Genomic DNA, 20,719 nt, shown 5'->3' on the forward strand with positions numbered 1-20,719 from the left:
CCGATTATGCTAAAAACAATGAAGCGTCACGGTATCACGCTGGCCCTGTTTGCCGCTGGGGCCACCGGATTGACGGCGGTGGTTAATGCATTGACCGAGACCACCATCGCCCATCAGGCAGCTTTGCAACAAAAAGCGCTGCTAGATCAGGTGGTTCCGGCTGAAAACTACGACAATGACATGCAGGGTGAATGTTACGTTGTCACTGATCCTGCGCTGGGCAATATGGCCCCTCACCGCCTCTATCTGGCGCGCAAGGGAGAGAAACCGGTTGCCGCCGCCATTGAGACTACCGCGCCAGATGGCTATTCTGGTGCCATCCAATTATTGGTGGGTGCCGATTTTCAGGGTAATGTTTTGGGCAGCCGCGTGGTTGAACATCACGAAACACCGGGCCTCGGTGATAAAATTGATATCCGTATCTCTGATTGGATTAGCCATTTCAGCGGCAAACACCTTGATGGTGAGCAAGATAAGCGCTGGGCGGTGAAAAAAGATGGCGGTGATTTCGATCAGTTTACCGGTGCCACTATCACCCCCAGAGCGGTGGTTCGGGCGGTGAAAAACACCGCGCTCTATTTGGAAACCCTGCCCAACAAGCTTGATAGCTTGCCGGTCTGCGGAGAGAGTCAATGAGTGAAGCTAAAAATCTGTTAGCCCAAGGGCTATGGAAAAACAACTCGGCATTGGTGCAGCTACTGGGCCTCTGCCCACTGTTGGCGGTGTCCTCTACCGCCACCAATGCCCTCGGTTTGGGGCTAGCCACCACCCTGGTGTTGGTGTGCACCAATACCGCAGTATCGGCGCTGCGCCGCTGGGTGCCGAATGAGATCCGCATTCCTATCTACGTGATGATCATCGCTTCGGTGGTCAGTACCGTGCAAATGCTGATTAACGCCTATGCCTTTGGCTTATATCAATCGCTAGGGATATTCATCCCGCTTATTGTGACCAACTGCATCGTGATTGGTCGCGCGGAGGCGTATGCCGCCAAAAATCCGGTGGGATTATCGGCGCTGGATGGCCTGGCGATGGGGCTAGGGGCAACCTGCGCGCTCTTCGTGCTGGGTTCACTACGTGAAATTTTGGGTAACGGCACCCTATTTGATGGTGCCGATATGCTGCTGGGTAGCTGGGCAAAAGTGCTGCGCATTGAAGTGATGCATTTAGATAGCCCGTTCCTGCTGGCCATGCTACCACCGGGTGCCTTTATTGGCTTAGGATTGTTGCTAGCCGGTAAGTACGTCATTGATGAGAAAATAAAAGCGCGCAAAGCCAGTGCTCTGGCGACAGCGCCACAAGATCAGGATATCGCGGCAGAGAAAGCCCTATGAATAGAGAGAAACGTGTCGCCATTTTGACCCGTCTGCGGGACAACGACCCGCATCCCACCACCGAGTTGGTCTATACCACCCCTTTTGAGTTGCTCATTTCGGTGCTGCTTTCAGCACAGGCAACCGACGTCAGTGTCAATAAAGCCACCGCCAAACTCTATTCGGTGGCCAATACCCCACAAGCGATACTGGATCTTGGGGTTGATGGCCTGAAGTCATACATTAAAACTATAGGTCTGTTTAACACTAAAGCTGAAAATGTGATTAAAACCTGCCGTATCTTGCTGGAGAAGCATCACGGCGAGGTGCCTGAGGATCGCGCAGCACTGGAAGCCCTGCCCGGTGTAGGCCGGAAAACTGCCAATGTGGTGCTGAATACGGCCTTTGGCTGGCCGACCATCGCGGTAGATACCCATATATTTCGGGTCTGTAACCGCACCGGTTTTGCCCCCGGTAGCAATGTTGATCAGGTGGAAACCAAATTGCTCAAAGTGGTGCCCGCTGAATTTAAGCTCGATTGCCACCACTGGCTGATTCTCCATGGTCGCTATACCTGCATTGCCCGTAAGCCCCGCTGCGGTTCGTGCCTCATTGAGGATTTATGTGAGTATAAAGAGAAAGTTTATCCGGAACATTGATACATATCCCCTTTTGGTTTGGCAGGGCCAGCAATGATGGGGTACGGATAGGCCCATGAATTTAACTGGGAATTTCCTTGCAACGTGATATCTCGCTTGCCCGATGAGGCTGATTCGCGTAAAACTGTCAGCCGGATTAAACCCACTCACTACCGCATTCACTGGACGCTATGTTTCAAGATAACCCGCTGCTGGCGCAGCTAAAACAGCAACTTCACACTCAGACCCCGCGCGTTGAAGGCGTAGTGAAAGGTACTGAGAAAGGCTTTGGCTTTCTTGAGGTAGACGGACAGAAAAGTTATTTTATTCCGCCGCCGCAGATGAAGAAAGTGATGCATGGTGACCGGATTATTGCCACCCTGCACACCGATAAAGATCGCGAAATTGTTGAGCCAGAAACATTGGTTGAGCCATTTTTATCCCGCTTTGTCGGCCGCGTACAACGAAAAGATGACCGCCTCTCTATCGTTCCTGACCACCCACTGCTGCGTGATGCGATTCAGTGCCGTTCTGCCACTGAATTGCCCCATGACTTCCAGAGCGGTGATTGGGCAGTGGCTGAAATGCGCCGCCATCCATTAAAAGGTGATCGTGCTTTTCATGCAGATCTGACCGCCTTTATTACCCATGGCGAAGACCACTTCGTGCCTTGGTGGGTCACATTGGCCCGTCATAATCTGGAGCGTGAAGCCCCAGTGATGGTGGGATCCTCCCTGCATGATATTGATCTGCAACGTGAAGATCTTACCGCGCTCAATTTTGTTACTATCGACAGCGCCAGTACCGAAGATATGGATGATGCGCTCTATGTGGAAGACAAAGGTGACGGTTCCCTGTTGTTGACCATTGCCATTGCCGATCCTACCGCTTATGTCGATGAAAACAGTGAGTTGGATTTAATCGCCCGTAAACGGGCGTTTACCAACTATCTGCCGGGCTTTAACATCCCCATGCTGCCACGGGATTTGTCCGACAATCTCTGCTCACTGCGGCCAAATGAGCGCCGTCCGGTGCTGGTGTGTCGTGTCACTATCGCCGCTGACGGTGCTTTGGGTGACGATATTCACTTCTCTACCGCTTGGGTCGAATCTAAAGCCAAACTGGTTTATGACGAAGTCTCTGACTGGCTGGAGGGGCAAGGTAACTGGCAGCCGCAAAACCCAGAGATAGCACAGCAAATCACCCTGCTTAAACAGGTTTGTGAAGCCCGCAGCCATTGGCGTCAGGCACACGCGCTGGTGTTCAAAGACCGCCCAGACTACCGCTTCCTGCTAGGTGAGAAAGGCGAAGTGCTGGATATCATCGTTGAACATCGCCGCATCGCTAACCGCATTGTGGAAGAGTGCATGATTGCCGCCAACGTCTGTGCCGCCATTGCACTGCGTGATAATCTTGGTTTTGGTATTTATAACGTACATACCGGTTTTGATCCGGCGCTGGTTGAGCAAGCGGCGGCTGTGTTGCAAGCCAATGGGGTTGCAGCTGACCCACAGGCGCTGCTGACCCTGCCGGGCTTTTGTGAGTTGCGCCGCCATCTTGATGCGCTGCCAACCCAGTTCCTCGACAGCCGTATTCGCCGCTTCCAGACCTATGCCGAAATCAGCACCACTCCCGGCCCACACTTTGGTTTGGGGCTGGAGGCTTACGCCACCTGGACCTCACCTATTCGTAAATATGGCGATATGGTCAACCACCGCCTGCTGAAAGCCATTATTACCGGCCAGCAAGCAGAGAAGCCGCAAGATGAGATAACCGTGCAATTGGCTGAGCGCCGCCGGCTGAATCGGATGGCGGAACGTGATGTCGGTGATTGGCTATATGCCCGCTATCTGCAACCTCAGGCGGGTACTGATACTCGCTTCCCTGCGGAGATCATTGATGTGACCCGTGGTGGCCTGCGGGTGCGCTTGCTGGATAACGGCGCAGTGGCCTTTATCCCCGCGCCATTTATTCATGCGGTTCGTGATGAGATGGTGTGCAGTCAGGAGACCGGCACCGTGCAGATTAAAGGTGAGACGGTTTACAGCCAGAGCGACAAAATTGAGGTTCGTATTGCAGAAGTTCGCATGGAAACCCGCAATGTGGTGGCCCGCCCGGTGGCTTAATCTGAGTAACGGGCAGAAATAATCGCGTGAGTTTGATGATAAGCCGTGGTGATGCCAAACATCCCACGGCTTTTTCAATTTAGAGCCATGCAATTAACTTCCATTATAGTCACTAACAGATTGATTCACGCAAATAGCAGTATATGTAAAAAAGTGCTACCAATTATGACGTAAAAACATTTTACACATCACAAATTTCACTTCTGCTACTTTTTTTTTACATCAAACCTCCTAAGTTAAATGATCGTGATATCCCCCTACAAAACGAAGGAGTCGTTACCCATGAAGAACGTCAAGACTGTCGTCATTTGGCTGACCGTGGCGTTAATAGGTGCATTTGCCTTTGCCATGTTGGCACTTAGCCGGGGTGAGCATGTTAATGCCATCTGGTTGGTGATTGCATCGGTGGCCTGCTACAGCATCGCTTACCGCTTTTACAGCCTCTTTATTGCCAAGAATGTCTTTGAGCTGGATGATCGGCGCTTAACACCAGCGGAGCGCCGCAATGATGGTTTGGATTATGTCCCGACCAATAAGTGGGTGTTGTTCGGCCACCACTTTGCCGCAATCGCCGGGGCTGGGCCATTAGTGGGGCCAATTCTGGCCGCGCAGATGGGTTTTTTACCCGGTACTATTTGGATCCTGGTGGGAGTGATGATGGCCGGTGCGGTACAGGATTTCTTGATCCTGTTTATCTCCACCCGCCGCGACGGCCGCTCTCTGGGGGAGATGGCAAAACAGGAGCTGGGCGCATTTGCTGGGGTTATCACCATGCTAGGGGCATTGGGCGTGATGATTATCATCTTGTCTGCGCTGGCATTAGTGGTGGTCAAAGCCCTGGCTGATAGCCCATGGGGCCTGTTTACCATCGCGGCAACCATCCCGATCGCCCTGTTTATGGGCGTCTATATGCGCTTTATCCGCCCCGGTAAAATTGCTGAGGTGTCATTAATCGGTTTTGTACTGATGATGACCGCCATCATTTATGGTGGCAATATCGCCGCCGACCCTTACTGGGGGCCGTTCTTCACCTTGCACGGCACCACCCTGACCTGGGTGCTGATTATCTATGGTTTTATTGCCTCAGTGCTGCCAGTGTGGCTGCTGCTGGCACCACGGGATTACTTATCCACCTTCCTGAAAATTGGTGTCATTATCGGCTTGGCGGTGGGTATCGTCTTCGCCATGCCTGAAATGAAGATGCCCGCGGTGTCGCGCTTTATTGATGGTAGCGGCCCGGTATTCTCCGGCAGCTTGTTCCCGTTCCTGTTTATCACCATTGCCTGTGGCGCAATTTCGGGCTTCCATGCCTTGGTGGCCAGTGGCACCACACCGAAACTGATTGAGCGCGAAAGCCATATCCGCTTTATCGGCTACGGTGCGATGTTGATGGAGTCCTTTGTTGCCATTATGGCGTTAATCTGTGCCTCGGTTATTGATCCCGGCGTCTACTTCGCCATGAACTCGCCAGTGGCACTGATTGGTTCCACCGTCGAGAGCGCGGCGCTCGCCATCAATAGCTGGGGATTTGTGGTGACCCCGGAAACTTTGACGATGATAGCCCAGGATGTCGGCGAGAAGTCGATTCTATCGCGGGCAGGCGGCGCACCGACCTTTGCGGTTGGCATGGCCCATATCATCAGTGAAGTCTTTAACAGCCGCAACATGATGGCCTTCTGGTATCACTTCGCCATTCTGTTTGAAGCGATGTTTATTCTGACCGCCGTCGATGCCGGTACGCGCGCTTGCCGCTTTATGGTGCAGGATCTGGTGGGGGTGGTAGTACCCAGCCTCGCCAATAACCGCTCATGGCTGGGTAACTTATCCGGTACTACCGTCGCCGTGGCCTGTTGGGGCTTCTTCGTTTACCAGGGTGTGGTCGACCCATTAGGTGGGATCAATACTTTGTGGCCGCTGTTCGGCATTGGTAACCAGATGCTGGCATCAATGGCGCTGATTTTAGGGACGGTGGTACTGTTTAAAATGAAGAAGCAGCGCTATGCTTGGGTAACGATAGTGCCAACCATTGGGCTGTTTATCACCTCAATGACCGCCGGCTTCCAGAAGATTTTCCATGAGAAACCGAGTATTGGTTTCCTGGCTCAGGCGCGGAAATTCTCTGCCGGGGTTGAGCAAGGGGTATTGATCGCCCCAGCCAAGAGCATTAAGGATATGGAAACTATCGTGTTCAATAATCAGATCAACGCGGCTTTATGTGCCTTCTTTATGCTGGTTGCGATAACGATGTTGATCTCATCGGTCTTTGTGGTGCGTCGTGCGCTGAAATCCAGCAAACCAACCACCCATGAAACTGAAATTGTATTCCGTGAGGAGGCTCTCCGTGGCTAATGCAGGTATCCCTTTTCGCTCACGTTCAACAATCACACAGCCCCAGATTACGCGCTGTATTCCGCTGGTGCCGGTGGTCGCTCATCCCACCCATCTACGGGGTTGGCTGCGCTTGATTGCACAACGTGTGGCGCAGAGTTTTCGCCTGATGGTGGGGGTGCAGGATTACGGTAATTATGTGAATCATATGCGCCGCCATCATCCAGAAACCACACCTATGAGTGAACGGGAGTTCCACCGCTACTGTCTGGATGCTCGTTTCCCGAGTAAAGCAGGCAAGCTGGGGAAATGCCCTTGTTAAGCGAAAAAGAGTAAGTGACACCGTAACGCCCTGTTAACCATTCACAGGGCGTTTTTCTATGCTCGTAGCGCTGTCACCGCGATAACGCCTGCGGCCACATCAACAAAACACGCCTATTTTGCTAGCTAAGAATTGTCGAGCCAAATGCCCCCTGCCAATCATGCTCAAACTGCTCTACCGCCGCTTTTACCGCCGGCGTGCTGATAAACAGCTCAGCCACATCCACCGGGATGGTGACCGACTGGCAGCCCGCTAACAGACAGTCCAACACCTGGCGTGGGGTGCGGAAACTGGCCGCCAGCACTTTTGCCCCCGGCGCATGTAAAGTCAGTAACTGCTGCAACTCACGCACCATCGCGATGCCATCACCGCCTTGTGCATCCAGCCGATTAACATAGGGCGCGACATACTCTGCCCCAGCCAGAGCTGACAGCAAGCCTTGCCCCGCCCCATAGACCGCCGTACCGAGTGTCGGGATCGACATAGCTTTCAATTTTTTAATCGCCGCCAGCCCTTCCGCCGTGGCCGGAACTTTGATCACCAACCCAGGGACGCGCTGTGACAACAGTACCGCTTCAGAGACCATCAACTCGCAATCACTGGCCAGCACTTGCGCGAAAAGTTTGCCAGTGCCTCCCAGAGCTTCACGCAGTGCAGGTAGTACTTCCCAGATAGGTTTGCCTGCTTTCGCCAGAATAGTTGGGTTGGTGGTCACCCCTTGCAATGGCAATATACGTGCCAGCCGTTTTACTGCGGCCACATCTGCGGTGTCGAGATAGAGCTCCATAAAAACCTCCGGTTTGATGAGTTAAGCGGCCAGACGGGTAAAGAAAATAGCCCAACTGAGCGAATAGATTAGTGATGAATCATTAGCCGCAATCATAGACCAATCAGCAATTAATAGTGTGATCCACATCAATTAACTTTCATTCGAAAGTCATGTAGACTTCGAACGAAATAATTTACTCTTTTAGCCAACCCGATATCAACTACTCGCGGCTTTGTGGTTAGTTTCGCTTTTACCTGAGCAATAGCGCGTATTATCCTTGCTATCTAGGGTATTATTTGCCGACACTGAATTGACGAACAAGTGACAACGTCACTATTTACTCTCTTTATCTCTCTGGAGTGCCAATAAGAGTGCCATGAACCCAAGACAGCAGACAATTTTACAATTGGTCAATGAGCGGCAACGGATCAGCGTCAATGAGTTGGCGCAAACCACCCATGTCTCTGAGGTGACCATCCGGCAAGATCTCAACGTGCTGGAAAAACGGGGTTTGCTCAAGCGAGTCCACGGCTCAGCGGCGGCGCTGGAGAGTGACGATGTCGATGTTCGCATGATGACCCATTTTGCGATGAAGCAAAAACTGGCTAATTATGCCGCTTCACTGGTCAACGACGGCGAGACAATCTTTATCGAAAGTGGCAGTAGCAATGCCCTGCTGGCGCATCATCTGGCTCAACGACCAGAGATAACACTGGTGACCGTGAGCGGCTATATTGCCCGCCAATTGAAAGACTCTGCCTGTGAGGTCATCCTGCTCGGCGGTATTTATCAGAAAAAAAGTGACAGCATGGTTGGCCCATTGACACAACTCTGCCTACAGCATGTGCATTTTAGTAAGGCGTTTATCGGCATTGATGGTTATCAGTTGGATACCGGTTTCACTGGCCGTGACATATTGCGGGCGGAGGTCATCAACAGTGTGTTAGCGAAAGGCGCGGAAAATATTATTTTAGCCGATGCATCAAAATTTGGTCTGGTACATCAAAACTCACTGGCACCGCTATCGGCGATCCGTCGGGTGATCACTGATAGCCGCCTGCCCTTCAGCTATCAACAGCCGTTAATGGCTGAAGGTATTCACCTCGATATCCTCAGCGAATAACCCGTGCCAGCGTGAGCACGGGTTGCTTGATGGCTCAGCCATTACTGCCCGTAATAAGCATTTTCTCCGTGTTTACGCAGATAGTGTTTATCCAATAGCTGCGGTTGCATATCACCTAATTGTGGATTCAATTGGCGGGAGAAGATCCCCATATAGGCCAGCTCTTCCAGCACCACGGCATTGTGTACCGCGTTATTGGCACTGCTTCCCCACGCAAAGGGACCATGGGAGTTGACTAACACCGCTGGTACATCTTGCGGTTTAATGCCCCGCTGATGGAATGTCTCGACAATCACCCTACCGGTCTCCCACTCATAACGACCAGCAATCTCTTCGGGCGTCATCTGGCGGGTGCAGGGGATGGTGCCATAGAAATAGTCCGCGTGCGTGGTGCCCCACGCCGGGAGATCCAGCCCGGCTTGCGACCAAATGGTGGCATGGCGTGAATGGGTATGAACAATGCCGCCCACTTGCGGAAAATTAAGGTAGAGCACCCGATGAGTATCAGTGTCAGACGAGGGCTTTTTACTGCCCTCCACCACCTTACCGCTTTCCAGCTCCACCACCACCATGTCATCCAGCGCCATCACATCGTATTCCACACCGGAGGGCTTAATGACCAACAAACCACTTTGCCGGTCAACGGCACTGACATTACCCCAAGTGAATGTCACCAGATTATGGCGCGGAAGAGCCAGGTTAGCGGCAAGGACTTGCTGCTTCAGTTCGTTGAGCATCGTCATATCCTGAATAACTGAATTTCACTCATTTTCAGTGCCACAGGTCAGAACAGGTATGGGATAAATGGCTATAAACTGCGTAAGGATCGGCTGGAAAGCGCCGTCTGAGATCTGCGCGGACAAAAGGTAATATTTTATCTAGCACTGACAATGAGTTAATCGTGCCTTTTGCTTCAGATAATGCCTAATTGCCGCGTTTTCCCAGCCAAATTAAGACTATTTACCTATCAAATGACTCGCGGAGATTTATACTGGTTTCTATCGATGACAAAACGACTTTTTCAGTATTAATCTCGAATTTAAGCCAAAACGGCATTTTTTATTCTAAACACTCACAAATTGAGACGACGGCTAAAATTGATATAATGCCTATAATTAGTAAGGCAACTTCAATTTGGCACAGATAGATCAGGAAATAACCATTACAGGTGTAGCACCTGATCTATCCCTACCCAAAGCTAACGTCAGGAGAATAGCTATGATGACCACTAAACGATTTGCTACCGCAGCATTAGCGCTAACGCTAGCCTTTTCACTGTCTGCTTGTTCTAACATGTCCAAACGCGACCGTAATACCGCCATTGGTGCCGGTGCCGGTGCTGTCGGCGGGGCAGTACTGACCGGTAGTACGCTGGGGACATTAGGTGGTGCCGCTATTGGTGGGGTTATTGGCCATCAGGTCAGCAAATAACTTTAATCCTGCGTACTTGACGTTGCAGGGGTGTTAGCTACGTTTACTCACCCGAATCACTTACTTATGTAAGCTCATTGGGACTCGTTCACTTGCTGCCTACCTGCAACGCCAATTACTTTGGATAACATTTTATCTAGTTGAAACTGTGCTGATGAGAAAGTGGATAATTGCAGCACCCTTAGGGGTAATCACTCAGTCAAGCTCTAGGCAATAAATTGGGTTATCAATAACCTCATATTGTATATCAGCCCCCCGCCAGCTTAACTTTCATTCCTTTGGCTTCCAGCAGTTGCTTCAACAGGTCGCGCTTATCGCCCTGGATCTCAATGACGCCCTCTTTAACTGAGCCACCGCAACCACATTTTTTCTTCAATTCAGCCGCGAGTTTTTCTAGCTCGTCATCACTGACGTCAATACCCGTAATCAGGCTCACGCCTTTTCCTTTGCGACCACTGGTTTGGCGCTGAATGCGAACAGTGCCATCACCTTTAGGCCGTTCAACCTTAACCTCCGGCTCACTGATGCGGCCAGTGTCAGTAGAGTAAACCAGACGGCTATTATCATTACTCATTATGCCACCTGATTCAGTGATGCCAGAATATCACTCAGCGTCTTCTCTGGGTCAGCCGATTGGGTAATCGGACGCCCGATCACCATATAATCCACGCCGGCCACGACTGCCTGCTCTGGTGTCATGATGCGACGCTGGTCGCCGGCGTCGCTGCCCTGTGGGCGGATCCCTGGGGTCACCAGCTTGAAATCAGTGCCACAAACCTGTTTCAAGCGCACCGCTTCATGAGCAGAACAGACCACGCCGTCTAAACCGCAATCCCAGGTCAGTTTCGCCAAGCGCTCTGCTTGTTCAGCCGGGCTGATATTGATACCGATATCACGTAAATCCTCACCATCCATGCTGGTTAACACGGTGACGGCAATCAGTAAGGGTGCTTGCGGCCCATAGGGTAACAGGGCTTCTTTCGCCGCCGTCATCATGCGCGCGCCACCACTGGCATGGACATTCACCATCCAGACACCAAGTTCCGCGGCAGCGGCTACGGCATGGGCGGTGGTATTGGGGATATCGTGGAATTTCAAATCGAGAAAAACGTCGAAACCGCGCTGTTGAAGATCACGAACCAGCTGCGGGCCAAATAGGGTAAACATCTCTTTGCCCACTTTTAACCGGCAATCACGTGGGTTCACACGATCAGCAAAGGCTAACGCAGCGTCTTTATTGGCATAATCCAGTGCGACAACGATGGGGGAAGAGATCGGGCCACTGTTATTAGTTTTAGTTGCAGACGTCATTTTTAAGCCTTTTTCAGTCAAAAAATAGTAATAACGCCGACATTCTACAGGGTGTGTCACTTAAATTACAGCGATCGGGCAGCCCGGTGTTTGCCGCCGATGTGTCAGCCTTTGACAGGCTGAGTCAATTTACGTCAAGCGAGCACCAGCACCATACTCAGAGTTAAGTAAAATAGTTTCAAGAAGCGTAAATTTACAATCAAATAATTTGATTTAAATAGTCAGATCTTTGTGATTTTCATTCAACAGCAATGCTATATCATTCACTCCATCGCAAGGCATTGATTGTCTGGCAAACAAATAAATCAAACCTTAACTATACAAACAATATGTAATAAATGGAGTTTCACATGAAAAGCATCAAATACATCGTTCCAGCATTGGCCCTCTCTTTCGCATCATTTGCCAGCGTTGCCACAACGCAAATCCAGCACACACCATCAACTGGATTGAATGAAATTGGCGTAGTATCAGCCAGCAGCGCCGGTACATTAACTGATTTAGAGAATGCTTTGGCGAAAAAAGCGGAAGATGCCGGCGCAACCTCTTTCCTGATTACTTCAGCGACCGGCAATAACAAATTGCACGGCACAGCGGTTATTTATCGTTAACCCGATGGCCGATCTGAAACGGAGAGGACGGGTAGAAGATTAAAGCGTCCGCGCCAGGGATGGCGCGATTCGAGCCTCCAGGGGGGGATTTACGGCGTCTTTACGATCTAGCTGTTCTCTACGCAACCGGCACGTTGTCAATACCCTTAAGAGAGCGCTTTGGCGCTCTTTTGTCGTTTTCTAATGTGAATTTTTTGTGACAGTTGTGTTATCCCCTAGACAGCTCTTCGTCTCTCGCTTAGCTTGGTATTTTCCCCTAAATTGAAGGTTATATAATGAGTGAAATATCAACATTAACCATTAAAATCCCTCTGGAATTAAAAGAGAAAATCAAAGCAGCCGCCTTAGAAAAACAGTTTTCTCTCAGTACCGAAGTCTGCGAAAGATTAGAACAAAGTTTTGAGGTTGATGTTAAAAGCACCAAAGGCGGCCGTAAAGAGGCCAAATTGCATCACAGCGAGATTGATAACCAAGGTGTAGAAGAGATTTCAGAGCAGCCGCTAAGCCAAAAAGAGTTGAAGAAACTACGCCAATTACTGAAAGCGCCACAAAAGAAAAAGTAAGTTACCATCTCCTTTATTGCAATATACCCAATAGATTTCGAGGTGCAGGAAGGCGGCAAGTAAGTGCATCCCGATGAGCTGACATCAGTCAGTGACTCGGGTAAGCGAGCGCGGCCAACACACCTGCAACTTGAAAGATGACGACAACGTTGGGATACCCAATAGATTTCGAGGTGCAGGAAGGCGGCAAGCAAGTGCATCCCGATGAGCTGACATCAGTCAGTGATTCGGGTAAGCGAGCGCCGCCAACACACCTGCAACTTGAAAGATGACGGGTATCATTGGCCATCCAGCCCACGGATAGGCTTAATCGAAGCCCAGGCACGGCATGACGGGCAGTGCCAGTAAAGTGAGTGAGCAGTAAAACCACACTTATGGCAGCGGTAACGAGGTTTGGTCCGGATCTGTTCGCCGACCATATCCCGTAGCAGCAGCAAACTCTCTTTTGCTCGCCCCTCCTCTGCATCAGCCAAGTGATAATCCATCAAACGATAGAAAACACGCATGGTCGGATGGCGTTGTAATTGACGGTTAATATAAGTTTGCGCCACATCACGGCCTTCGTGCTGCTCCAAAATTTCTGCCAGCATCAATTCAGCCGTCGCACCGGTATTATCTTCTACGCAGCGCTTAAGAAAATTAGCCCAGGCTTGGGGTTGCTGTAAGTGTTGGTAGCAATCACTCAGCATCGGCAATGCCTCGCTGACCACCTCTTTATCTTGTTCCAACACCCGTTCTAGCGCTTCAACCCCTTTGGCATACTCGCCTCTGGCGATATGTACCCGGCCTTGCATGATGGAGACCCGAGCGCACTGTTTGTCAGCGGAGGCGGCTTTTTTCAGCAACCCCATCGCCTTATCCAAATCATCAATGCCCATCGCTTGCAGTGCTAGTTCACAATAAAAATGGGCAATTTCCAAACGCTGATTATCTTTGCCCATTTTGACCAGTTTTTCCGCCACTTCAATGGCGTTGTTCCAATCACTGGTGGCCTGATGGATAACTAATAACTGCTGCAATGCCCCAAGCCGAAAATCTTGCTCCTCAACCAATTGGTTGAACATATCTTCGGCACGATCATAAAAACCCGCCGCCATATAATCGCGACCGAGTTGCTGAATAGCCAGCAGCCGTTGTTCAAATGTCAGGGAGGCGCTCTCCATCAATGCCTGATGGATGCGGATAGCACGGTCAACCTCGCCACGTGAACGAAATAGATTGCCGAGCGTCAGATGTGCTTCAACCGTTGAACTGTCCTCTTTCAACATCTCAAGAAACAGGTCAACCGCTTTGTCCTGCTGATTGGAGAGAAGGAAGTTAACCCCTGCCACATATTCACGTGACAAGCGGTTTGCATCCTGCTGCTTATCCTGCTGAGCGCTTCTGCGCCCCATATACCAGCCATAAGCGGCCGCGACGGGCAACAGCAGAAACAGCATTTCTAACATAGAAAATTATTCCTTGCTGACAGCAGCGGTGGGCATAGTCGCACTGGATGCCATCGGCGGCTCTTGCTGTGATTCAAGGCGCTTAATTTTCCGCTCTGCACGACCCAGTAATATGCGGACTCGCAGATAAAAAAGCCCACAAATAACCCATCCCAGCACTAAACCCGCCGCAAAAAGCGTTGCCAATAACGTAGATACCCGGTATTCGCCCTGAGCCAATAAATAGTTAAAGGTCACAACCTGATCGTTATTCGCCCCTAACGTGACTGAAATCACGAAAATCACCAGCACTAACAAAAAAATCAGCAAATATTTCACGTTTTTTCCTAAAGGCCGAATCAACCTGATGAATTATGCCAAAAATGTGGCGTCGTTACTTGATAAATTAGCACTTCCTTACTCAGCAAAGAACCCTGCCCCAAGATAAAGCGCCGATTAAGCGGCCAATCGATACTATTTTAAGCAGCCAGATGGCGAATGGCCGCTAGCGGCTTACTCTTCCTTATGTTCTCGTTGTTCGATTTCATGCTGTTCTGGTGGTGCAATGGTGAGCGAACCGAACCAGCGTTGCACCAAACCACAGACAATGGCGACCAATAGTCCACTGATCAACGTCGCTGCCACCAAATCACGTGGCCAGTGCATCCCTAACGCCAAACGACTCATCATGACCGCTTGCGCCCATAGCATCAGTATGACGACTGTTTTATAATGTCGCCGTGACCATAGCAAGCCAACGGCTAACAGTGCCCAACTGGCAGCAAAAACCGTATGACCAGACGGGAAAGCAAAACCGGTTTCAAACTGCCAGTGACGGCTTAACCATGACGGAATAACGGATTGATTCTCCAGTTGTTGTTTGACCAGCGCACTGCGCTCAGCGCGGGGTAACGAATAGAAATAGCGGTCTTCAATATGATGCTCAGCTTCCAGCCATACCACAAATGGTCGAGGCGCTTGCACCTGCTCTTTAATCAATGATTTCACCCCCTGACCGACAATAATGACGCCGGCCAGTATCACCAACAAGCCGATGGCGGGCTTAATCCGAAAGCGCAAGCACCACAAAAACCAGCCACAGAGCAATGCGCTGGTCAGGATCCCCCATGGCGCAGTCACGGTTTCAGTGACCCAGAACAGCCCCTTCAGCCCGCTTTCATTACCGCCGGGCTGCCACTGCCAACCGGAAAACCAGATAATCAAAGTTGGCAGCAGCAAGATAACTGTTCCGATAGTAATGCGTTTTGCTATATTCCACATCTGAGATCCTTTCTGGCCTGTCCACATCCTATCACTCATGGTGATAGCACAATTTGCAACGATGCTATAGCGATAGAGTATAAGCCCCGCTAACCGTTGATAATATAAACAAATTTTTCTGATTATCGAAATAAGCTCCCACCTGACGTCTCCTCTTGGCTTATTGCTGTTTTCTTGAACAGCAGTCCGTCGGAAGTTATGGCAATATAGCTAATATTATTCGCAGCGAAACTTTTTATTTAATCCTATCCCTAATACGAACAGGTATAAGGTAGATCGCTGATTAGAGCGGGTATCCACAGTAGGATAGCAACAACTTCCCTAAGGGTCTGAAGTCAATAATATGAACAGTAAGATGCAGCTAAAACGTGTAGCAGAAGCCAAATTACCCACCCCATGGGGTGACTTTTTAATGGTTGGTTTTGAAGAGTTGGCCACGGGCCATGACCATCTGGCCTTAATATTTGGTGATATCAGCGGCGATAAGCCGGTGCTCTCCCGTGTTCACTCTGAGTGCCTGACCGGTGATGCACTGTTTAGCCTGCGTTGTGATTGTGGTTTTCAGCTAGAAGCGGCACTGGCACATATTGCCGAAGAGGGCCGTGGCGTACTGATCTATCACCGTCAGGAGGGGCGCAATATTGGTTTGCTAAATAAAATCCGCGCTTATGCCTTGCAGGATTTGGGGGCTGATACCGTTGAAGCCAACCACCAACTCGGTTTTGCCACTGATGAACGTGATTTCACCCTGTGTTCAGATATGTATAAATTATTGGGCGTCAAGGCTGTGCGCTTACTGACGAACAATCCGCAGAAAGTTGAAATTCTTTCTGAGGCGGGGATAAATATCGTCGAACGCGTGCCGTTGATTGTGGGTCGCAATCCGAAAAATGAGCAGTATATGGCCACCAAAGCCGCCAAAATGGGTCATTTATTGACCAAATAACCGGGCGCAATTTGGAAGAGTAAGGGTGATTTCTCAATCACCCTGAGGTTATTGACAAAGTGCCAGTTGCGGAGAGAACAGCTAGATCGTAAAGACGCCGTAAATCCGTCCCTGGAGGCTCGAACCGCGCCATCCCTGGCGCGGACGCTTTACTCTTCTACCCGTCCTCTCCGTTTCAGATCGCGTCATCGGGGTTTGTCAGCAGTCTGAAGGTGATTTCTCAATCACCCTTTTTACTGTGTTAACTGGATAGTGACAGTGTCACTAAAACTACAGCATTTTGCGGATCACGTAATGCAAAATGCCGCCATTCTCGAAGTAAACCAATTCATTACCTGTATCGATACGGCAGTGGGTATTGACGATTTGCTGTCGTCCATCGCCATAGCTTATCGCCACCGGCACGATTTGCCCAGGGGAGAGACTCTGTAAACCACTGACACTAATGGATTCGTCCCCCGTCAACCCCAGAGTTTTACGGTTTACCCCCGCTGGGAACTCAAGCGGCAAAATACCCATCCCGATTAAATTAGAGCGGTGAATACGTTCAAATGATTCGGCAATCACCACCCTCACCCCCAATAATCGCGGCCCTTTGGCTGCCCAGTCGCGACTGGAACCGGAGCCATACTCCTTGCCCGCAATCACCGCCAGTGGGACACTCTCCTGCTGGTAGCGCATAGCAGCATCATAGATAGCCATCTCATTTTGCGACGGAATATGTCGGGTCACCCCCCCTTCAATCCCCGGCACCATCTCATTGCGAATACGGATATTGGCGAATGTGCCGCGCATCATCACCTCATGGTTACCCCGGCGCGAACCGTAGGAGTTGAATTCATTGATTTCAACTCCGCGATCGCGCAAATAGCGACCCGCAGGGCTGTCCAGCTTGATATTACCGGCAGGTGAAATGTGGTCGGTGGTCACTGAATCGGCCAAAATCGCTAAAATGCGGGCATGATGGATATCCTGAACCGGCTCCGGCAAGGCTTTCATATCAGTAAAGAAAGGGGGTAAGCGGATATAAGTGGAGTCATTTTGCCAGTGGTAAGTTGGCGTGCTATCGACTTGAATCGCCTGCCAATCCTGGTCGCCATCAAATACAGCGGCATACTCCTTGCGGAACATCTCGGTTTTGACCTCTTCAACGGCTTTGGCTATCTCAAGCCCGCTCGGCCAGATATCCTTCAGATAGACCGGATTACCTTCGGGATCGTTACCCAGCGGGTCCTGAGTCAGATTAACATTCATATTTCCCGCCAGCGCATAGGCGACGACCAGCGGTGGCGAGGCGAGCCAGTTAGTCTTCACCAAGGGGTGGATGCGCCCTTCGAAGTTACGGTTACCCGAGAGCACCGCACCGACGGTTAAATCCCCTACTTTGATGGCTTTTTCTATTGGTTCCGGCAATGGGCCAGAGTTACCTATGCAGGTGGTGCAGCCATAACCCACCAGATTGAAACCCAAATTATCCAGATAAGGGGTTAGCCCCGCAGAATTAAGATACTCCGTCACCACTTTAGAACCGGGGGCCAGCGAGGTTTTCACCCAAGGTTTGGTTTTCAGCCCCCTCTCTGCCGCTTTCCTGGCTAATAATCCCGCCGCCATCAATACACTAGGATTGGAGGTGTTGGTGCATGAGGTAATGGCCGCAATCACCACCGCCCCCTGCTCCAGGTTGTGGGTTTTGCCCGCAAGGGTGAAGGAGACCTGGTTAACTTTATCTTTTTTGCTATTGAACTCCAGCTCTTCAAAAGCCTTAAATGCCAGGGGGACTTTTGGCAGCGCCACACGATCCTGAGGGCGCTTCGGCCCAGCCAGACTGGCTTCTACCGTGCTTAACTCCAGAGATAACTGGCTGGTAAACATGGGTTCATCACCGGGATTGCGCCATAAGCCTTGCGCTTTACTGTAGGCTTCTACCAAGGCAATTTGTTCATCACTGCGCCCACTTAGGCGCATATAGCCCAGCGTCACATCATCAACCGGGAAGAAACCGCAGGTGGCACCAAACTCCGGCGACATATTGGCAATAGTGGCGCGATCGGCGAGGGGTAAATCCGCCAGACCATCGCCGTAAAACTCGACAAACTTACCCACCACGCCATGTTTTCTCAACATTTGTGTGACCGTCAGCACCAGATCCGTGGCGGTGATCCCTTCACGCATTTTGCCGGTCATTTTGAAGCCGACAACATCGGGGATCAGCATCGAGACCGGTTGGCCCAACATCGCCGCCTCCGCCTCAATCCCGCCGACACCCCAGCCGAGGATCCCTAAACCATTGATCATGGTGGTGTGGGAGTCAGTCCCCACCAGCGTATCGGGATAGGCGACCCGCTTATCGCCCTGCTGTTCGTGCCAAACCGTTTGCCCCAGATACTCCAGGTTAACCTGATGGCAAATACCGGTGCCCGGCGGCACAACCCTAAAGCGGCTAAAGGCTTTCTGCCCCCAGCGCAGGAAGATATAGCGCTCATGGTTACGTTCCATCTCTAAGCGGACGTTTTCGCCAAACGCCGCTTTATCACCAAATTCATCGACAGTCACTGAGTGGTCAATGACTAAATCCACCGGTGACAAGGGGTTAACCTGCGCCACATCGCCCCCCAACCGCGCGACCGCTTCACGCATCGCCGCCAGATCCACTACCGCCGGCACGCCGGTAAAGTCCTGCATCAATACGCGGGCGGGCCGGTAAGCAATCTCTCGATCAGCATGGCCGCTCTGTTGCCAGGCGACTATGGCTTTAAGATCCTCCTCCTTAACCTGCTCACCATCCAGATGGCGCAGCAGATTTTCCAACAGCACTTTCAGTGACTTAGGTAAGCGGTCGATATCCCCCAGCACTGCCGCCAGTTGCGGCAGGCTGTAGTAGTGATATTCATTCTTCAGGGCAACCAACCTGGCCATACTCGTTTTTCGCAGATCCAACGACATAGTGCCTCCATTGTTTCTTATAAGTGTTCTGACTCCGCATTCATCTCAGGGGGTATATTCCCTTAAAATTATGTGGTCTAGATTAAATATAACACAAAGAAACATTAACATTTTGGCAACAATGGCGCTCGTTTGTAGCGATAGGTGGAAACGATGGTCGGGCCAATTTGTATGGCTTTTTTAAATTTACACTATTGTTGAGAAAGCGGAGACAAATCAAAATCGTCCCATTCAGGCTCCTGATCAGTTGAAGATTCATGAACAGTTGAAGATTCATGAACAGTTGAAGATTCGTGATTTGTGTTAGTTATCATATTACTATGCCTCTTAATATATTCATCAAATTTTGCAAAACACACTTCATCTGCATCTGCGTTTACAAGAAACTCTATTTTTTCTTCTTCCATGAAATTTTTAATTAGATATGCAAAATGGGTTTCATTTATATTTTCAATACTCTTTTTATCTCTCTCGTCATCTTTCTCAAACATTTCATCTGTTTCTTTTAATATTTTGTTAATTTCAATCCATTCTAGTTCCCCATCAATATCTTCGATTAGCCCATTAAGATCAACAGTAATACCTTTAATTACTGAACTAATGTCATGACCAAGGTTTTCATTTTTCCTTTCGCACTCAACTTTAAGATCTGAATTATTAAGTTTAACTGACTCACTAACCAATAGTGACATGTTAGGAATCAAACTATCACGCTTTTGTTCTGTCTTTTTCCTTTCGAAATTTTTCGCTAAGCTATGATTGTCATCAGCAGACTCGTCAAAATAATCTGGCGAAACGTTTTCTGTCCTAGAAAGACAACTATGGGTATTTATCATGATGTTATTATTTATTTTGTAAGTATTATTGGTAGTGTGTGAACGCTGAGGGAATAGATTTACAAGCCAATCAATAATCCTTTGCCATAGAGCTTTACAGTCCAGGTCTTTCTTTAAATCATCAGGACAATCCTTTTCAAACACAAAATCAACACATATTCCCTTTCCACTTAAATCGAAATTTTCTCCTAAAATAATCTGACAATTCAATGTAAAGAGATCACTTTCCCCATCGCCACAATTAACCGAATAACGCATTTCAAGCTCTGAGTCACTGGAGTATTTGAACTCCATTGAGATCTGGCTATCATGCTCTAAGAAAGGATACTTATTATCGTTATCGTGATGTTTAAGCATGAATCTCGTCATTGAGAATTTACTGATTAAATTCAATAAATTGACTCTTTCTTCACTTTCACCACAAGAATTTGCCGAATTTAGCCAGCCTTTATTAACCAACTGATTTAATACTTCACTGCTATTATCATGGTCTGATAAAATAACACCATCAATATAGATCTTGGTTTTATTAGCCATGAGATCATTTTTTTCCGACGCCTTAATATCTTTATGAAAATCTATATTTGAATATGATGCTGAGTAAGATGTTACACTGTAATTATCAATAGGACTCATACCCTCTCCTTGATTGCTTAACATAAAGAGACTGCTGTTCCTATATAAATATGTCACTCAGCAACTTTCTTTACTTTTAAATTCATCCTTATTACTTCTGTTATTGAAAATAACA

Annotated in this window: 21 protein-coding genes; 12 read left to right on the top strand and 9 right to left on the bottom strand. The window is 49.6% G+C overall.

The features are described from left to right. Nucleotides 1-6: 6 nt before the first annotated feature. From rsxG to AACW11_RS01305, 6 genes are all read left to right on the top strand, one after another. The gene (gene rsxG / locus AACW11_RS01280) at nucleotides 7-636 is read left to right on the top strand and encodes an electron transport complex subunit RsxG (RefSeq protein WP_212585631.1); all 630 of its coding nucleotides are present in this window, start codon (nucleotides 7-9) and stop codon (nucleotides 634-636) included. Then, nucleotides 633-1,334 carry an electron transport complex subunit E gene (locus AACW11_RS01285; protein WP_032898929.1) on the top strand — a complete coding sequence of 234 codons (702 nt, stop codon included), beginning with the start codon at nucleotides 633-635 and terminating at the stop codon, nucleotides 1,332-1,334. Before rsxG ends, AACW11_RS01285 begins: the two co-directional genes overlap by 4 nt. Next, entirely contained in the window at nucleotides 1,331-1,972 is a 642-nt protein-coding gene (gene nth, locus AACW11_RS01290; protein WP_212585632.1) for an endonuclease III, read from the top strand. Before AACW11_RS01285 ends, nth begins: the two co-directional genes overlap by 4 nt. A 170-nt stretch (nucleotides 1,973-2,142) precedes the next feature. Next, nucleotides 2,143-4,077, top strand: coding sequence for an exoribonuclease II (locus tag AACW11_RS01295; protein ID WP_212585633.1), 1,935 nt, complete (start codon nucleotides 2,143-2,145; stop codon nucleotides 4,075-4,077). Between the two features lie 282 nt (nucleotides 4,078-4,359). Further along, on the top strand, nucleotides 4,360-6,426 hold the full coding sequence (locus tag AACW11_RS01300) for a carbon starvation CstA family protein (RefSeq protein ID WP_212585634.1): 2,067 nt from the start codon (nucleotides 4,360-4,362) through the stop codon (nucleotides 6,424-6,426). Beyond that, a complete protein-coding gene (locus tag AACW11_RS01305; protein WP_212585635.1) occupies nucleotides 6,419-6,727 on the top strand; it encodes a YbdD/YjiX family protein in 309 nt (102 codons plus the stop codon). The genes AACW11_RS01300 and AACW11_RS01305 overlap by 8 nt, the downstream gene beginning before the upstream one ends. A 121-nt stretch (nucleotides 6,728-6,848) precedes the next feature. On the opposite strand, the gene fsa is transcribed toward AACW11_RS01305, so the two are convergent. Then, nucleotides 6,849-7,514: a fructose-6-phosphate aldolase gene (gene fsa / locus AACW11_RS01310; RefSeq protein WP_212585636.1), complete on the bottom strand. Its 666-nt coding sequence runs from the start codon at nucleotides 7,512-7,514 to the stop codon at nucleotides 6,849-6,851. A gap of 358 nt (nucleotides 7,515-7,872) precedes the next feature. Here fsa and AACW11_RS01315 point away from each other — a divergent pair, with 358 nt between their 5' ends. Further along, entirely contained in the window at nucleotides 7,873-8,619 is a 747-nt protein-coding gene (locus AACW11_RS01315) for a DeoR/GlpR family DNA-binding transcription regulator (RefSeq protein WP_212585637.1), read from the top strand. A 41-nt stretch (nucleotides 8,620-8,660) separates the two neighbouring features. On the opposite strand, the gene araD is transcribed toward AACW11_RS01315, so the two are convergent. Beyond that, on the bottom strand, nucleotides 8,661-9,356 hold the full coding sequence (gene araD / locus AACW11_RS01320; RefSeq protein ID WP_212585638.1) for an L-ribulose-5-phosphate 4-epimerase: 696 nt from the start codon (nucleotides 9,354-9,356) through the stop codon (nucleotides 8,661-8,663). A 481-nt stretch (nucleotides 9,357-9,837) separates the two neighbouring features. Here araD and osmB point away from each other — a divergent pair, with 481 nt between their 5' ends. After that, nucleotides 9,838-10,050 carry an osmotically-inducible lipoprotein OsmB gene (osmB, locus tag AACW11_RS01325; RefSeq protein WP_050125137.1) on the top strand — a complete coding sequence of 71 codons (213 nt, stop codon included), beginning with the start codon at nucleotides 9,838-9,840 and terminating at the stop codon, nucleotides 10,048-10,050. Nucleotides 10,051-10,297: 247 nt separating this feature from the next. Here osmB and yciH read toward each other — a convergent pair whose 3' ends face one another. Together yciH and pyrF are read right to left on the bottom strand one after the other, a co-directional pair. Next, nucleotides 10,298-10,624 (bottom strand): stress response translation initiation inhibitor YciH, encoded by a 327-nt coding sequence (yciH, locus tag AACW11_RS01330; RefSeq protein ID WP_212585639.1) that lies wholly within the window; start codon nucleotides 10,622-10,624, stop codon nucleotides 10,298-10,300. Then, complete coding sequence (gene pyrF / locus AACW11_RS01335; RefSeq protein ID WP_212585640.1) at nucleotides 10,624-11,361, bottom strand: orotidine-5'-phosphate decarboxylase; 738 nt, start codon at nucleotides 11,359-11,361, stop codon at nucleotides 10,624-10,626. Before pyrF ends, yciH begins: the two co-directional genes overlap by 1 nt. A 350-nt stretch (nucleotides 11,362-11,711) precedes the next feature. Here pyrF and bhsA point away from each other — a divergent pair, with 350 nt between their 5' ends. The 3 genes from bhsA to AACW11_RS01350 all read left to right on the top strand — a co-directional run bounded on the left by bhsA (nucleotide 11,712) and on the right by AACW11_RS01350 (nucleotide 12,807). Beyond that, nucleotides 11,712-11,972 carry a multiple stress resistance protein BhsA gene (gene bhsA, locus AACW11_RS01340; protein WP_212585641.1) on the top strand — a complete coding sequence of 87 codons (261 nt, stop codon included), beginning with the start codon at nucleotides 11,712-11,714 and terminating at the stop codon, nucleotides 11,970-11,972. A 275-nt stretch (nucleotides 11,973-12,247) separates the two neighbouring features. Beyond that, nucleotides 12,248-12,535 (top strand): hypothetical protein, encoded by a 288-nt coding sequence (locus tag AACW11_RS01345; protein WP_005279081.1) that lies wholly within the window; start codon nucleotides 12,248-12,250, stop codon nucleotides 12,533-12,535. A gap of 137 nt (nucleotides 12,536-12,672) precedes the next feature. Then, entirely contained in the window at nucleotides 12,673-12,807 is a 135-nt protein-coding gene (locus tag AACW11_RS01350) for a hypothetical protein (RefSeq protein ID WP_283049873.1), read from the top strand. 6 nt (nucleotides 12,808-12,813) lie between these two features. Here AACW11_RS01350 and lapB read toward each other — a convergent pair whose 3' ends face one another. The 3 genes from lapB to pgpB all read right to left on the bottom strand — a co-directional run bounded on the left by lapB (nucleotide 12,814) and on the right by pgpB (nucleotide 15,243). Continuing rightward, complete coding sequence (gene lapB / locus AACW11_RS01355) at nucleotides 12,814-13,983, bottom strand: lipopolysaccharide assembly protein LapB (RefSeq protein ID WP_005279082.1); 1,170 nt, start codon at nucleotides 13,981-13,983, stop codon at nucleotides 12,814-12,816. A gap of 6 nt (nucleotides 13,984-13,989) precedes the next feature. Continuing rightward, nucleotides 13,990-14,301 carry a LapA family protein gene (locus AACW11_RS01360; protein WP_212585642.1) on the bottom strand — a complete coding sequence of 104 codons (312 nt, stop codon included), beginning with the start codon at nucleotides 14,299-14,301 and terminating at the stop codon, nucleotides 13,990-13,992. Between the two features lie 174 nt (nucleotides 14,302-14,475). Then, nucleotides 14,476-15,243, bottom strand: coding sequence for a phosphatidylglycerophosphatase B (gene pgpB, locus AACW11_RS01365; RefSeq protein WP_212585643.1), 768 nt, complete (start codon nucleotides 15,241-15,243; stop codon nucleotides 14,476-14,478). A 355-nt stretch (nucleotides 15,244-15,598) separates the two neighbouring features. Here pgpB and ribA point away from each other — a divergent pair, with 355 nt between their 5' ends. After that, on the top strand, nucleotides 15,599-16,189 hold the full coding sequence (ribA, locus tag AACW11_RS01370; protein WP_212585658.1) for a GTP cyclohydrolase II: 591 nt from the start codon (nucleotides 15,599-15,601) through the stop codon (nucleotides 16,187-16,189). A gap of 270 nt (nucleotides 16,190-16,459) precedes the next feature. On the opposite strand, the gene acnA is transcribed toward ribA, so the two are convergent. Further along, nucleotides 16,460-19,132, bottom strand: coding sequence for an aconitate hydratase AcnA (gene acnA, locus AACW11_RS01375; protein WP_212585644.1), 2,673 nt, complete (start codon nucleotides 19,130-19,132; stop codon nucleotides 16,460-16,462). A 191-nt stretch (nucleotides 19,133-19,323) separates the two neighbouring features. Then, entirely contained in the window at nucleotides 19,324-20,604 is a 1,281-nt protein-coding gene (locus AACW11_RS01380; protein ID WP_212585645.1) for a hypothetical protein, read from the bottom strand. Nucleotides 20,605-20,719 lie beyond the last annotated feature (115 nt).

Source organism: Yersinia sp. Marseille-Q3913 (assembly GCF_963892745.1).
Classification (GTDB): Bacteria; Pseudomonadota; Gammaproteobacteria; order Enterobacterales; family Enterobacteriaceae; genus Yersinia; species Yersinia bercovieri.

Excerpts from the sequence above, each read along its gene's own strand:
- rsxG (WP_212585631.1), top strand. The coding sequence starts at position 7 with ATGCTAAAAACAATGAAGCGTCACGGTATCACGCTGGCCCTGTTTGCC.
- AACW11_RS01285 (WP_032898929.1), top strand. The coding sequence starts at position 633 with ATGAGTGAAGCTAAAAATCTGTTAGCCCAAGGGCTATGGAAAAACAAC.
- nth (WP_212585632.1), top strand. The coding sequence starts at position 1,331 with ATGAATAGAGAGAAACGTGTCGCCATTTTGACCCGTCTGCGGGACAAC.
- AACW11_RS01295 (WP_212585633.1), top strand. The coding sequence starts at position 2,143 with ATGTTTCAAGATAACCCGCTGCTGGCGCAGCTAAAACAGCAACTTCAC.
- AACW11_RS01300 (WP_212585634.1), top strand. The coding sequence starts at position 4,360 with ATGAAGAACGTCAAGACTGTCGTCATTTGGCTGACCGTGGCGTTAATA.
- fsa (WP_212585636.1), bottom strand. The coding sequence starts at position 7,514 with ATGGAGCTCTATCTCGACACCGCAGATGTGGCCGCAGTAAAACGGCTG.
- AACW11_RS01315 (WP_212585637.1), top strand. The coding sequence starts at position 7,873 with ATGAACCCAAGACAGCAGACAATTTTACAATTGGTCAATGAGCGGCAA.
- araD (WP_212585638.1), bottom strand. The coding sequence starts at position 9,356 with ATGCTCAACGAACTGAAGCAGCAAGTCCTTGCCGCTAACCTGGCTCTT.
- osmB (WP_050125137.1), top strand. The coding sequence starts at position 9,838 with ATGATGACCACTAAACGATTTGCTACCGCAGCATTAGCGCTAACGCTA.
- yciH (WP_212585639.1), bottom strand. The coding sequence starts at position 10,624 with ATGAGTAATGATAATAGCCGTCTGGTTTACTCTACTGACACTGGCCGC.
- pyrF (WP_212585640.1), bottom strand. The coding sequence starts at position 11,361 with ATGACGTCTGCAACTAAAACTAATAACAGTGGCCCGATCTCTTCCCCC.
- bhsA (WP_212585641.1), top strand. The coding sequence starts at position 11,712 with ATGAAAAGCATCAAATACATCGTTCCAGCATTGGCCCTCTCTTTCGCA.
- AACW11_RS01345 (WP_005279081.1), top strand. The coding sequence starts at position 12,248 with ATGAGTGAAATATCAACATTAACCATTAAAATCCCTCTGGAATTAAAA.
- AACW11_RS01350 (WP_283049873.1), top strand. The coding sequence starts at position 12,673 with ATGACGACAACGTTGGGATACCCAATAGATTTCGAGGTGCAGGAAGGC.
- lapB (WP_005279082.1), bottom strand. The coding sequence starts at position 13,983 with ATGTTAGAAATGCTGTTTCTGCTGTTGCCCGTCGCGGCCGCTTATGGC.
- pgpB (WP_212585643.1), bottom strand. The coding sequence starts at position 15,243 with ATGTGGAATATAGCAAAACGCATTACTATCGGAACAGTTATCTTGCTG.
- ribA (WP_212585658.1), top strand. The coding sequence starts at position 15,599 with ATGCAGCTAAAACGTGTAGCAGAAGCCAAATTACCCACCCCATGGGGT.
- acnA (WP_212585644.1), bottom strand. The coding sequence starts at position 19,132 with ATGTCGTTGGATCTGCGAAAAACGAGTATGGCCAGGTTGGTTGCCCTG.
- AACW11_RS01380 (WP_212585645.1), bottom strand. The coding sequence starts at position 20,604 with ATGAGTCCTATTGATAATTACAGTGTAACATCTTACTCAGCATCATAT.